Consider the following 12,745-nt stretch of genomic DNA (forward strand, 5'->3'; position numbering starts at 1 on the left):
TGTTTTAAAAATAGGGAACATAAATGAACGCCACTGCCCAAATGCCGAAGACGCATCCGGCGTCACGCGCGCTGTCAGACGCATTGCAATCGACAAATGGCGCTCGTGATGAAAGCCGTGTCAGTCTGGCTGGCTGTCTCTTCGATGCTCCCTTGCGCCTGGTTGATCCCGGCGCATTCCTGAATTTGTCATGGTTTGGACATCGGGCAATCAAACCGCTTTATCCGGCAAGTGTCGTGAAGCTGTTTTTTCTCAATGCGTTGGCGGCTTTCCGTGAAGAAGGCCGCTTGGCTGAACACGCGGAAGATGATCGTGCCGCCGAACAGATGATGGCCATTTCCTCCAACGAGGCGACGGTTTATCTCGTGGGACGTTTGACCGGTGCTGATGATGGCGCGCCATTGCAGGGAAAAGCGCTTGAAGAATGGTGCGCGGCGCGCCACCGCGTTCAGCAATGGTATGAATCGCAGAACCGTCCGGAATTTGCGGGTATCAACGTATTGCATGGCACATATGAGGACAGCCCGTATGGCCGCGCGCAGCAGATCCGCAATGGCAAAAATGGAAATCGTCTCACCGCCTTATCCGCAGCAGCTTTGATGCACGACATTGCGCGCGGTGCGCATGCGCGCTCCGATTGGATGATGGGGCTGATGAACCGTGAGTTTCAGCGCCATTCCAATGATGGCGATCCTGAGGGTGATCAGGTCCGTGGTTTTTTGGTTGAGGGTTTGCCGCGGGATGTCATGACGTGGTCGAAAGCGGGTCATACGTCCTGGACCAGGCACGATCTGGTCTACGGGGAAACGCCTGACGGGAAAAGTTTTGTTCTCTGTGTGATGTGCGATGGGGAATGGTCAGCGAATGACAAAAGTTTTCTGCCCAATTTCGCGCAGCACTTTTACCGATATGCCTTCCAAAAATAAGCTGACCAGCCAATCAATGAAAAAGGGGAAAATTATGAACTATCGCTCGATCATAAAAGCTGCATTGATTGCCGCCGCATTGTCCGCGGCTGTTCCTGCAAGCTCAGCTTGGGCCGATGAGCCGAAGCCCGGCGGGACGCTGCATTTGGCAGCGCCCTATGGCGCGGCCCTCAAAAGTCTTGACCCGCATGCAACTTACAACTCACAGGACATGGTGGTCTCCAAAGCGTTTCACCGCTCCCTTTATACATGGGATTCAGCCAAAAACGCGCCTGCTCTTGATCTGGCTGAATTGGTTAAAGCCAGTGATGACGGTAAAACGTTCACTTACAAACTGTTTGACAACATCTATTTCCACAATGGTCGTAAGCTGACCACAGATGATGTGGTCTGGTCCTATACGCGTATCATGGACCCGGCGAAGGGTTATCCGGGCGCAGTGCAGGTCGGTACACTCGTCGGTGCGCAGGAATATTCCAAGGGTGAAGTCAAAGAAATCGGCGGCATTAAAAAGATCGATGACCGCACCTTCTCGCTCACATTCAAAGACCTTGTCGATCCGGGCACGCAGTTCTTCGAAGCCATCACAGCTATTCTGCCAAAAGAAGAAGTAGAAAGCGGCAATTTCCTCAGCCACCCCGTTGGCCTTGGACCGTTTACCTTTGGCGATCACGTTGAAGGTTCAAAAATCTCGGGCAAAAAATTCGACAAATATTACAAACAGGGCAAGCCTTATGCTGATGCAGTGGATTTCACCATATCCGGTGATAACAGCGCGCTTGATATGGCGTTTCGCGCTGGCGAGCTGGACGCCACCGTTCTGTCAGAAAACGCTTATGTTCTTTACAAGGCGGACCCAGAACTTTCCAAGGGCCTGATTGAAATTTCGGAGGTGTTCACCCGCCATATGGGCCTCAACACTGAAAAGAAGCCATTTGACGATGTGCGTGTGCGGCAGGCAATCAACTATGCTGTTGACCGTGACATCATCATCCACAAACTTCTCAAAGACAAAGCGTATAAGGCGACGGGTTGGCTACCAACAACATCCCCGGCGTTTGACAAAGACCGCGCGCCCTATCCATATGATCCGGCGAAAGCCAAGGAACTACTGGCGGCAGCCGGTTATCCCAATGGCTTTGAAGTGACAATATCCGTGACGGAAGGTACATCGAGCCTCGGTGTTCTGGAAGCCATGATGCCATTTCTCAAAGAGGTAGGCATCACCGCCAAAGCCAAGGTCGTGGATTCCAACACGCTTGTTGATGAAATGAATCAGGGATCGGCCATGGCATGGTTTCGTTCTGCGGGCACGGGACCTGATCCGCTCACCGCTTTGCGCTGCTTCGACAGCCGTATCAGCCGTCCGGGCTGTAACCGCAGTGCCTTCAAAGACCCCGCTTATGACGCAATTCTGGACGCGGCCTCGGCTGAATCGGATCCGGCCAAACGCATTGAGCTTTTGAAGAAAGCGGATGCCTATATTTTTGAAAAGGCGCCGGTCTGGTTCAACAACTACAATAAGGCAGTAGTGGCAACCCAGCCGTGGATTCACGGCGTTGACAGCAACGTGACCGAAGCCGCCATCATCGAAGTGGATTCGCTTTGGCTCGACGCCAACGCGCCTGGCCGTTAATCGAGCTGTTGCTCCGTTCTGGCAGTCCGGCAATATGCCGAACTGCCAGAACATCACGAAACAAGCTGAAAGACCCTGGGTTCGACATTTCCCGACAAGGGTCGATTTTCCAAGCCGCCGTAACATCGGCCGGGTCCCTCTAACCACAATTTATGGATATTCCTATGTTGGTGGTGATTGGCAGGCGACTGCTACAATCTCTGGTCACGGTTTTTGCTGCAATAACGCTGATCTTTTTTCTATTCGGCGTCATGCCAGGCACATTTGTGTCTTCGCTCTCCAGCGACAAACGCGACATTGATCCGGCGGTTGCTGAACGCCTTGAAAAGGAACTGGGTTTGAAAGATCCGTTGCCACAGCGGTTCGGCAAATATATTTCCGGGCTTGCAACAGGTGATCTCGGCACGTCCTTTTCCACACAACGCCCTGTCACCACGATGCTATCCACCCGCATAGTCGCCTCATTCAAACTCGCCGTTGCGGCGATTGCCTTTGCCATCGTCATCGGTTTGCCGCTTGGCTTTCTGGCAGCCGTACGACAGGGCACATGGCTGGATACAACGGCCATGATCACAGCCGTTTCCGGTCTCTCGCTGCCCGGTTTCTGGTTTGGTTTGCTGGCCATGTATTTCATATCGCTCAAACTGGGCTGGTTGCCCACTTTTGGCTATGGCAACGGCAATATCAGGAATCTGGTGCTGCCTGCCCTGACGCTTGGTATCGCCCCTATGGCGCTTTTGGCGCGCACGACCCGCGCAGCTGTGCTGGAAACCATGAATGCTGATTTTGTCCGCACGGCCAGATCAAAAGGAAACTCGGAATTCCGCATTGTTACCAAACATATGGCACGCAACGCCTTTGTATTGGTGCTGACGACAATCGGCCTGCAATTCGGCTCCATGCTGGGTGGCTCGGTCGTCATTGAGAACTTGTTTGCGTGGCCGGGTATCGGTTCGCTTTTGACGCAATCGGTCTCCATGCGCGACATACCAACGGTTCAAGGCTGCATTCTTGTGATCGTGCTCTTCTTTCTCATCATCAACACGCTTGTCGATATCGCTTATCTCGCGATCGACCCGCGCATTCGATACCGCTGAGTGCTTATGGGAAAGCGTTCTTTGCAATCATGCAAATATTCTGAACAGAACAGGCAGCACTGATGTTCCGCTCCAATCTTGTCATAGGGCTCACAATCTTCGTGACCATCATTCTGGTGGCGCTGTTTGCGCCGTGGATTGCCCATTACGATCCGGTTTCCAACTCCAATCTTCTTTATGCAGAAGAAGCACCAGGTGCGCAGTTCTGGTTTGGTACCGATGAGCAGGGCCGGGACATTTTCTCACGCATTGCCTATGGGGCGCGGATCTCGCTTATGATCGGACTTGCTGTTCAGACGATGAACACGTGCATAGGCGTTCTGCTTGGCCTTTCCGCCGGTTATCTCGGCGGCTGGTGGGACGAGTTTGTGCAAGGCCTGACAAATCTGATGCTATCCATTCCGACCATTGTGTTTGCCTTGGCTCTCATGGCGGTTCTTGGACCCGGACTGCTCAGTCTGCTGATAGCCCTTGGTTTGACGGACTGGGCCTATAGCTGCCGTATTTCGCGGGCGCAGGTTCTGACTCAAAAATCACAAAACTATGTGCAGGCGGCCCGCACGCTTGGCTTCGGTAAATTCTACATCATGCTGCGTGAAATCCTGCCGAATATTGGCGGGCCGCTCATTGTGGTGGCCACAATGGGTATCGGATCGGCCATTATGGCAGAAGCATCACTGTCCTTTCTGGGGTTGGGTGTTGTTCCGCCTGCACCGAGTTGGGGCGGTATGCTGGCACGGGCACGCGAGCAGCTCATGGTTGCGCCATGGGTTGCGATTTTTCCGGGAATGGCGCTCTTCATCACCGTGCTTGGCTTCAATATGCTGGGCGACGGCTTGCGTGACCTGCTTGATCCGCACGGGAGGTCAAAACGCTGATGGCTGACAAATCTATTCTGCAGGTCCAAAATCTTTCGATTGCGCTGCGCGCTCAAGGACGAAACTTTCCGGCGGTCAACCAGATTGATTTTTCTATCCAAGCCGGTGAAGTGTTCGGGCTTGTTGGAGAGTCCGGCTGCGGCAAGAGTCTGTGTGCGCTGACGATTGCGGGTTTGCTGCGCGCCCCGATGAATGTCACGCAGGGATGCGTACTCCTGGAGGGGCAGGATATAAACCGCTTGCCCAACAAAGATTTGCGCCGCCTGCGCGGCGACCGCGTCGCCATGATCTTTCAGGAGCCGATGACCTCGCTCAATCCTCTGATGACAATCGGTGACCAGATCGGCGAAATGTTCGTGCTGCATAAAGGCATGAACACTCGTCAGGCCCGGCTCAAAGCCATAGAGGCACTGGAGCAGGTACAGGTTCCAAGCCCGGAACGGCGCATCAAGGATTATCCGCATCAGCTTTCCGGTGGCATGCGCCAGCGTGTGATGATTGCGATCGCGCTGGCTTGCGACCCGGCGTTGCTGATTGCCGATGAGCCGACAACCGCACTGGATGTGACCATTCAGGCAGAAATTGTTGAACTCATTCTTGATTTGTGCACAGCCCGGGGCACAGCAGTTCTGATGATTTCGCATGATCTGGGGCTTGTTGCGCGCATGTGTCATCGGGTGGCGGTTATGTATGCTGGCCACATTGTAGAACAGCGTCCTGCCAGTGAGATTTTTACCGATCCGCGCCACCCTTATACGCATGGGCTTGTAGCCTCTTTGCCGCTCCTCGGCCGTCGTTTGCGGGAAGGCCGCTCCCGATTAACCGAAATCAAAGGTGTCGTTCCAGGCTTGATGGAGCGCGATATCGGGTGTGGTTTTGCTTCGCGTTGTCCGCGTGTCACCGACGCGTGCAGGGAGGCTATGCCGCCCGTAGCGTCCCTTGATGAGCTGGGTTCGATTAGGTGTTTCCATCATGACTGAGCAGAGCATCGCGTTGCCACCAACAGATGGCGGCAAGAACGGCAGCACTGCCGAAGTACTCGCCATTCGAGATCTGTGCATTCATTATTCTGTTCGCGAAGGCTTTCGAAAAAAGACACTGAAAGCTGTCAACGGAATTGATCTCTCTCTCAAAGCCGGCGAATGCCTCGGTCTGGTCGGCGAAAGCGGCTGTGGAAAATCCACGCTTGCCGGCGCCATTATGGGACTTGTCCCCATCACTTCCGGATCGGTGCATGTGGCAGGGCAGGATGTGCCGACAGCTGTTAAAAACGATCCACTCGCTCAGGCCCGCAATGTGCAGATGGTATTTCAGGATCCGTTTGCGTCGCTCAATCCGCGCCGTTCCGTGCGCGAGGCTCTTGCCGCGCCATTGCGTCTCCATGGTATGAAAGATAGTGCCGAGGTCGAGGCCCGCGTGACGGACATGTTGGCTAAGGTTGGTATGAAACCTGAAGCGGCGGATCGCAAGCCACACGAGTTTTCTGGGGGCCAAAGGCAGCGTATTTGCATCGCGCGTGCCTTGATTGTTCAACCGAAACTGCTTGTCTGCGACGAACCTGTTTCTGCTCTTGATGTATCCATACGCGCACAGATCATCAATTTGTTGCTGGAATTGAAAGACGAACTCGGTATCGCGCTTTTGATGATTTCGCACGATCTCGGCGTCGTTGAACATATGAGTGACCGCATCGCAGTGATGTATCTGGGCCGCATCGTTGAAGAGGGCGTATGGAGTGATATTTTCACGAGCCCGCTGCATCCCTATACGCAGGCCTTGATCGCCGCCATCCCCGATCCACTGGCCCCCATGGCGCGCCAGCGCCGGATGCAGGGTGAAGCACCATCACCGCTTAATCCCCCGCCTGGCTGTGCGTTCAATCCGCGTTGCCCTTCCGCATTCGACAAATGCCGCGAGGGCGATATTCCGTCATTTATCAATTCGTCCGGTGCGCATTTCCACCGCGCTCGTTGCCATTTGTTAGAACAAGGCTAATCCCATGAGTCAAAACCCGTTTATGGTCGGAACACTCGAACAACCCACAATTGTCGTGCGTACTGGGTATGATCCACAAACCCCGCATATTGGTCTGCTGACCATAGGTGACTGGACCGTCAAGTGCGCCATCGGCCGTAACGGCCTGGTGGATCCGCAGTTGAAACGGGAAGGCGACGGTAAAACGCCGCGTGGCCGTCATCCCTTGCGTTATGGGTTTTATGATCCGACGGTTTTCGGTGACGAGCCTCGTGGCTTTGATTTTCCGTTTTTGCCCAAGCCTGAAAATTACCGCTGGATCGAAGATGCCGACAGCCCCTTCTATAATCAGCTGGTGTTCGAAACAGACGAAACACAAGCTTCACGCCGTGGCGAGAGGCTGTTTGATCTGATCATACCTGTTGGCTGGAACGATGCGCTGCCTGAGGCTCGTGGCGGTTCAGCCATTTTCATGCACACGGCACGACCGGATTACAGCGGCACATCCGGTTGCGTGGTCGTGGCACATGAGCATTTGATGGAACTGGCGCGGCGTCTGTGCCCCGGTATGGTCGTCGACATCGCTTCAATTGACGATCCGGTGACGCCGCTCGCGCCCTTTGTTAGCGCGCCGCCAAAATCCATTGAGAGCGTTACGTTTCACGGTATGAAACCTGGGCCGCGTTTGATTGTTACAGGTTCTGTCCATGGCAACGAGCCAGCCGGCCCTTATGCGATCAGCCGTCTGATCAATGAGTTTCGCACAGGACAAAGAGAACTGGAATGCGGCATGGTTACTTTTGTGCCGGTGGTCAACGGGCTTGCCTTCCGCAGGAATACGCGCATCGGAGATCGCAACTTTAATCGCAATCTTGCGGAAAGTGCCATGCCGCAGGACAATGAAGATCGCGTGGCCAATATTATGTGCCCGCTGCTACGGGCTCATGATGTGTTGATTGATTTGCATTCTTTCAGCTCGGAAGGAGAAGCTTTCGCACTGATCGGCCCACGGGATAACAACGGATCGCTCGAACCTTTTGCCCATGAAGCGGCAGAGACTAAACTGGCGAAAGCACTTGATCTTCCGCTCGTTGTGCATGGCTGGCTGCCTGCGCATGAAAAAGCACTAAAGCAAAAACGCGATGCAGGCGTAATCGAAGGCCTGTCATCACTGCATGGTATAGGCACAACCGAATATATGCGCTCTACCGGCGGCTATGGGGTTACGGTTGAATGTGGCCAGCATCTGGACCCAAAGGGACCACAGGTTGGTTATGACTGTCTCGTCAATGGCATGGCATCTCTGGGTATGGTTGCGGACGCGCGGCCACAAGCCCAAACACCGCGTGTGCTGGAAATATGCGATGCCATCCTCGCCGATCATGATGAGGACCATCTGGTAAAACAATTTGCAGCTGGCGAACCCGTCAACGAAGGTGAACTCATCGGGAAACGTGCGGATGGCAGCGAGATTTTGATGCCCTATGATGGGGCGATCATTTTTGCAGGACTAACGGCACCAGTGCATAGCGAGCTTTGTTTCCTCTGTCGATTGAGCGAGCGTCTGCAGAATTAGAAGCGGATCCTCAATAAGTTGTTCCTGGTACAAGCAAGTGAACCGCACCGGGTTTGCCGGGTAGCCATTACCTCCGTCAGCCGGGGAACGACATTGCCAGACTGCCGCTAGAACAGTCTGTGCGGATTCGTCTTGCAGCAATCCCCTCTCTACTACTCGTTGGAGGGCCTAACGGATTTTTCCGAGATTGGTTGTTGGTCCACGTTGAGTGGGTGAATGACGTCGTGGATCGTCAGTTCATGACTACGCCCGTTGCGGGCAGTCCACGAAATGGATTGCCCGATGGACAAGCCGATCAACGCCGTCCCGATCGGCGTGAGAATAGAGACCTTGCCTTGGGTTATATCCGCTTCTCCCGGGAAGACGAGCTTGACGGTTTTTGTGTCATTGGTCGAAGCTTTGTACGTAACGGTCGAACCCATCTGCACTACTTTGGCAGCAATGGATCCGTCGGCGACAACCTTGGCGCGATCAAGTTCGTCTAGCAATTCCTCGGAAACTTCCGGATTTTCTGTCATCGAGCTACTCGCTATCGCAGTCAATCTTGAATGATCAGTCTGCGATATACGGATGTTGGGTTTGCGTTTGGTCTGTCGCATGTGCTGCATTTCAATGCTCATCTCTTTTCGATCCGCACATCGCCCTTAGGGTGGGGATTCAGTGCCGACTTTTCAGTGTAACTATTTTATTATGAATGTGTCATGGACGCGGGAGCCCAAAGCCCCTTTCATCCTGATCGCAGTCGTTATGTGGCGCCCCTCGACTCGAAGCATGGGCAACCGAGCCGGGGGTTAATATCCCGCGATGGGGAAAACCCGATATAGATAATCGCAAATGGTTTTAGCAGTATATTTCATCTCGGTATAGTTGGGTAAGCAATCCCTAAAGTCAACCCGCGAGAAAAGCTAACCGGATATCGTAAAATTGAAGTACCCAGGTTAAATTGGGCTTTTATCCTGCTGTCCTGATGGTTTGTCTTTCAGTATCCATCCACTGGGGGCTGCCCCTGTTCAGATGGACGGATCGTTACGAGGATTCGGCTACCGTCTTTCGGTGCGTTTGCCATGTGGCGCCAGCGGTTTGGCTCATCCGTCGTTTTTCCTCGTGTATTGCTATGGACTGCAAATGTCGCCGCACCACTGAAAGCCGTCAATTCAAGCTTTTCACAGCCATCCCGCGATTTCGCTGCAAAACACCACTTCATGACCATGCGACTTTTACCGCTTGATGGTCGGCTATGTTTGTAGACATTTGAGCTACAATCTCAAATGCTCGAAATTTGCTTATTATCGGCATTGTCAAACGAACGCCTGAATGCGCCATATGTAGAAAAACTGATATTATACATGGGTTGTTAGTCTGAAGATTCCTTTTACCTGCTTATCGGCAGGATGAACAAGTCGCCCCTGAAAGAATGTAGCCAGGACCTTTGTGCCGGCAATATGTTCGGGAGATATCGTGGTTAGATCGCGATCGAGCACAATCAGATCGGCAGAAAAGCCAACAGCCAATTGGCCGGTTTTCTCGCCAAGCCGCATGGCCAATGCAGGGTTTCTGGTGAAAAGCGGAAGAGCGTGGTGGAGGCTGATGGCCTGTTCAGGCGCGTGGACACCGGGAAATTTTCCGGTGGGGTCGCGGCGCGTGAGCAGGCCGGAAAGGGCGTGCCAGGGATTGATATCCGCAAAGATGGTCAACCAGTCCGACCCGACGGCAACGTCTGTACCGGCGTCGAGCAGGCTGCGCACCGGCCACGTTGAGGCGTACCGCTGATCACCGACGATCCTTTTATGCGTCAGACTTGCGCTGCTGGGAAACCACAAGGGCGGGTTGAGGTCGGCAAGGATATTCAACTGCGACAGACGCGCGATATCGTCAGGCCGAATGAACTGGCCATGCGCGATGTGATGCTGTGGACCATTGGGGCCATTTGTTCGCCGAACCGCTTCGACCGCGTCGATAACCGTGAGAACAGCACGGTCGCCGATGGCATGTATCTTGACACTAAGCCCCAGTCTGTCGAAGCGTGCAATTTCCGCCGCCAGTTCCTGGGGTGAAAGGGCAATGGCACCGCGATGATCCGGCTGGACGTCGGGATCATCGGACGGGTAGGGGTCGATCATGGCTGCCGTACGCAAGGATGGAACACCATCAAGAAAAATCTTGGCTGCACTGGCGATCATATGTTCCCCGCAAATGTTCCGGTGTTCGGCCAGAAGGCGTTCGGCTGCCGCCGGGTCGTAGCCCGGGCACGTACTGCTCAGCGCAAGGGTAAACCCGGCCCAGCAGGTGAGGCGGCCCTGATCGTCAAGGGCACGAAATGTCTCCATCATGTCCAGCGTGCTGCTGGCATCACAAAAACCGGTCATTCCCACGCTGTTGAACAATGCAACAGCCTTTCCTGCAACATCGATCATCTGCTGCCGGGTGAGGGCGGGAATTTTGTCCTGTACTAGCCATGCGGCAGTTTCATGCAGCAAGCCAGTCACCTGGCCGGCCGCCTTGACGATTTCGCCATCCGGCGGATTGGGCGTATGCGCGGTGATACCAGCACGGGCCAAGGCCGCTGAATTGGCAAAGATGCCGTGCCCACTGACATGTTCGAGGACGACCGGTCGTCCATTACTGACGGCATCGAGCATATGCAACGCCTGGGCGCCCAGTTGCTGCATGTCCGCCAGTGCCGATGGCCCGAACGCACTGCCGACAATCCATTCGCGTTCCCCCGGTTCAAGAGCGGCAAGCCGGATACGCTCAAGAACGGCCGCAAAATTGTCAGTCGGCTTAAGCCGGGTGCTGTACAATTTGACGATCATGCCCGGCAGCGCATGGAGATGAAAATCAATGAGACCCGGCATCACAAAACAGCCTTGCAGGTCAAACACTTCGGTTGTTTCATCGATCAACGACTGCATGTCGTGCAGTCGGCCGAGCGCAAGTATTTTGCCGTCCCGGCCGAAGGCGATGGCATCAACAACGCTGGAGGCCGTATCGAGTGTATGAATTCTTCCGTTATGCAATATCTGTCCGGCTGCCATGCTTCCATTCTCCTTCGTGGGATCATGACTGGCCGTTGTCCCGTCCGAGGAGGAAATCGGCACAACGTTCAGCGATCATGACGCAGGGGGCATTGGTGTTGCCGCTGACAAGGGTCGGCATGACCGAGGCATCGGAAATGCGCAGGCGCGGCACGCCAATGACCCTCAACCTGTTGTCCACGACCGCCAGTGAATCATTTCCCATCTTGCAGGTGCCAGCCGGGTGATAGACCGTCTTGGCCATAGAGCGGGCGTGTTGCACCAGTTGTGTATCGCTTTCCGCCCCTGGCCCTGGTAAAAATTCGCGGAAACCCAGGGCACGCATGGATGGGGCTGCCAGAATGCGGCGGGCCAGCCGGATGCCCCGCACGAGCGTGTCGACATCGTCCTGATGCGTCAGGTTGTTGCCGATCAAGACAATCGGGTCCTGCGGATCAGAGCTGCGCAGCGAAACCTTGCCACGCGATAGCGGACGCAGGATGCAGGGATTGATCGACACACCGTGTCCTTCCATCTGTCCGCGTAGCGCATCGCCGACAAGCGCTGGCGTCACATGGAACTGGATGTCGGGTCTGCCTTTGCCGGACGTATCGACAAAGCCGCCGGTTTCCACGACATTCGATGTCAGCAGGCCGGACCTGGTGACCATATATTGCAGGCCGTTTGCGATGGCGCGAAAGCCCCTGTCCTGTCCCTTGAGCGAGATGGGACTGTCGGTTACGCCGTATACTGAAGCGGTGATGTGATCCTGGAAATTTTCGCCTACGCCCGGAAGGTTGCGCATCACTGCTATGCCATGCTGCTGCAACTCCGCGCCAGGGCCGATACCCGAGAGCATCAGCAGTTTGGGCGTGGCCAGTGCACCAGCGCTCAGGACAACTTCCTCCCTGGCGCGCGCGGTGTGCATGGTGCAGTCGCGTGTGCGGTAACAAATGCCGGCAGCCGCGCCATTTTCAAGAATGAGGCCGTGTGCTTCACTCTCCGTCCGGACGGTCAGCAAAGGTGATTTCAGGACCGCCTTCAGAAAAGTCGCAGCGGTGGAGGCGCGCTTCTGGTTAAAGGTTGTTGTCTGATAGAACCCGATGCCTTCCTGCGTCGCGCCGTTGAAATCGGCGGTGTAGGGCAGGCCCGCTTCCTGTGCTGCGCGCACGAAGGCCGAGCTGATGGGGTGGCGATGGCGCGGTTCGGATACTTTCAACGCGCCGCCTGTGCCATGGAATGCATCGGAAAACGTTTCATTGTCTTCCGAGCGGCGGAAGACCGGCAGAACCTCGCTGTAACCCCAGCCCGCGCAGCCCAGATCGCGCCACGTATCATAGTCTTCCGCCTGCCCGCGAATATAGATCATTGCGTTGACGGAGGAGCCACCGCCAAGCGTGCGCCCTTGCGGGACCGTGAGCACTCGGCCATTGGCGCCGGGCTCCGGTTCAGTGCGGTACATCCATGTCCGCTTCGTGCCGAGCACGCGAACGAAAGTGGCGGGAATATGGATGAATGGCGTGTTGTCGCGTGCTCCGGCTTCGAGCAGCAGCACGCTCTTGCCAGCCGTCACCAGCCGATTCGCCAGAACACAGCCCGAAGATCCTGCGCCAACGACAATGTAGTCATAGGTTTGCACCGGGA

At 55.1% G+C, this 12,745-nt stretch carries 10 protein-coding genes; 7 read left to right on the top strand and 3 right to left on the bottom strand.

Annotated features, from left to right (window positions below; all coding sequences use genetic code 11):
• Positions 1-23: 23 nt before the first annotated feature.
• From ACTJJ7_RS03695 to ACTJJ7_RS03725, 7 genes are all read left to right on the top strand, one after another.
• The gene (locus ACTJJ7_RS03695; RefSeq protein WP_105737674.1) at positions 24-926 is read left to right on the top strand and encodes a serine hydrolase; all 903 of its coding nucleotides are present in this window, start codon (positions 24-26) and stop codon (positions 924-926) included.
• Positions 865-2,562 carry an ABC transporter substrate-binding protein gene (locus ACTJJ7_RS03700; protein ID WP_440965428.1) on the top strand — a complete coding sequence of 566 codons (1,698 nt, stop codon included), beginning with the start codon at positions 865-867 and terminating at the stop codon, positions 2,560-2,562. The genes ACTJJ7_RS03695 and ACTJJ7_RS03700 overlap by 62 nt, the downstream gene beginning before the upstream one ends.
• 164 nt (positions 2,563-2,726) lie before the next feature.
• Positions 2,727-3,659 carry an ABC transporter permease gene (locus ACTJJ7_RS03705; protein WP_105737670.1) on the top strand — a complete coding sequence of 311 codons (933 nt, stop codon included), beginning with the start codon at positions 2,727-2,729 and terminating at the stop codon, positions 3,657-3,659.
• Between the two features lie 59 nt (positions 3,660-3,718).
• A complete protein-coding gene (locus ACTJJ7_RS03710; protein ID WP_105737668.1) occupies positions 3,719-4,537 on the top strand; it encodes an ABC transporter permease in 819 nt (272 codons plus the stop codon).
• Complete coding sequence (locus ACTJJ7_RS03715; protein ID WP_105737666.1) at positions 4,537-5,517, top strand: ABC transporter ATP-binding protein; 981 nt, start codon at positions 4,537-4,539, stop codon at positions 5,515-5,517. The genes ACTJJ7_RS03710 and ACTJJ7_RS03715 overlap by 1 nt, the downstream gene beginning before the upstream one ends.
• Complete coding sequence (locus tag ACTJJ7_RS03720) at positions 5,510-6,532, top strand: ABC transporter ATP-binding protein (RefSeq protein ID WP_440965430.1); 1,023 nt, start codon at positions 5,510-5,512, stop codon at positions 6,530-6,532. Before ACTJJ7_RS03715 ends, ACTJJ7_RS03720 begins: the two co-directional genes overlap by 8 nt.
• 4 nt (positions 6,533-6,536) lie before the next feature.
• The gene (locus tag ACTJJ7_RS03725) at positions 6,537-8,087 is read left to right on the top strand and encodes a L,D-transpeptidase family protein (RefSeq protein WP_440965431.1); all 1,551 of its coding nucleotides are present in this window, start codon (positions 6,537-6,539) and stop codon (positions 8,085-8,087) included.
• Positions 8,088-8,239: 152 nt separating this feature from the next.
• On the opposite strand, the gene rnk is transcribed toward ACTJJ7_RS03725, so the two are convergent.
• The 3 genes from rnk to ACTJJ7_RS03740 all read right to left on the bottom strand — a co-directional run bounded on the left by rnk (position 8,240) and on the right by ACTJJ7_RS03740 (position 12,740).
• Positions 8,240-8,707: a nucleoside diphosphate kinase regulator gene (rnk, locus tag ACTJJ7_RS03730; protein ID WP_440965433.1), complete on the bottom strand. Its 468-nt coding sequence runs from the start codon at positions 8,705-8,707 to the stop codon at positions 8,240-8,242.
• A gap of 720 nt (positions 8,708-9,427) precedes the next feature.
• Positions 9,428-11,122, bottom strand: a complete 1,695-nt coding sequence (locus tag ACTJJ7_RS03735; RefSeq protein WP_440965435.1) for an amidohydrolase — start codon at positions 11,120-11,122, stop codon at positions 9,428-9,430.
• Between the two features lie 22 nt (positions 11,123-11,144).
• Positions 11,145-12,740 (bottom strand): GMC family oxidoreductase, encoded by a 1,596-nt coding sequence (locus tag ACTJJ7_RS03740; RefSeq protein ID WP_440965437.1) that lies wholly within the window; start codon positions 12,738-12,740, stop codon positions 11,145-11,147.
• Positions 12,741-12,745: the final 5 nt, after the last annotated feature.

Source organism: Phyllobacterium sp. 22229 (assembly GCF_052056495.1).
Classification (GTDB): Bacteria; Pseudomonadota; Alphaproteobacteria; order Rhizobiales; family Rhizobiaceae; genus Phyllobacterium; species Phyllobacterium myrsinacearum.

Coding starts and splice junctions, on each gene's coding strand:
- ACTJJ7_RS03695 (WP_105737674.1), top strand. CDS start 24: ATGAACGCCACTGCCCAAATGCCGAAGACGCATCCGGCGTCACGCGCG.
- ACTJJ7_RS03700 (WP_440965428.1), top strand. CDS start 865: ATGACAAAAGTTTTCTGCCCAATTTCGCGCAGCACTTTTACCGATATG.
- ACTJJ7_RS03705 (WP_105737670.1), top strand. CDS start 2,727: ATGTTGGTGGTGATTGGCAGGCGACTGCTACAATCTCTGGTCACGGTT.
- ACTJJ7_RS03715 (WP_105737666.1), top strand. CDS start 4,537: ATGGCTGACAAATCTATTCTGCAGGTCCAAAATCTTTCGATTGCGCTG.
- ACTJJ7_RS03720 (WP_440965430.1), top strand. CDS start 5,510: ATGACTGAGCAGAGCATCGCGTTGCCACCAACAGATGGCGGCAAGAAC.
- ACTJJ7_RS03725 (WP_440965431.1), top strand. CDS start 6,537: ATGAGTCAAAACCCGTTTATGGTCGGAACACTCGAACAACCCACAATT.
- rnk (WP_440965433.1), bottom strand. CDS start 8,707: ATGAGCATTGAAATGCAGCACATGCGACAGACCAAACGCAAACCCAAC.
- ACTJJ7_RS03735 (WP_440965435.1), bottom strand. CDS start 11,122: ATGGCAGCCGGACAGATATTGCATAACGGAAGAATTCATACACTCGAT.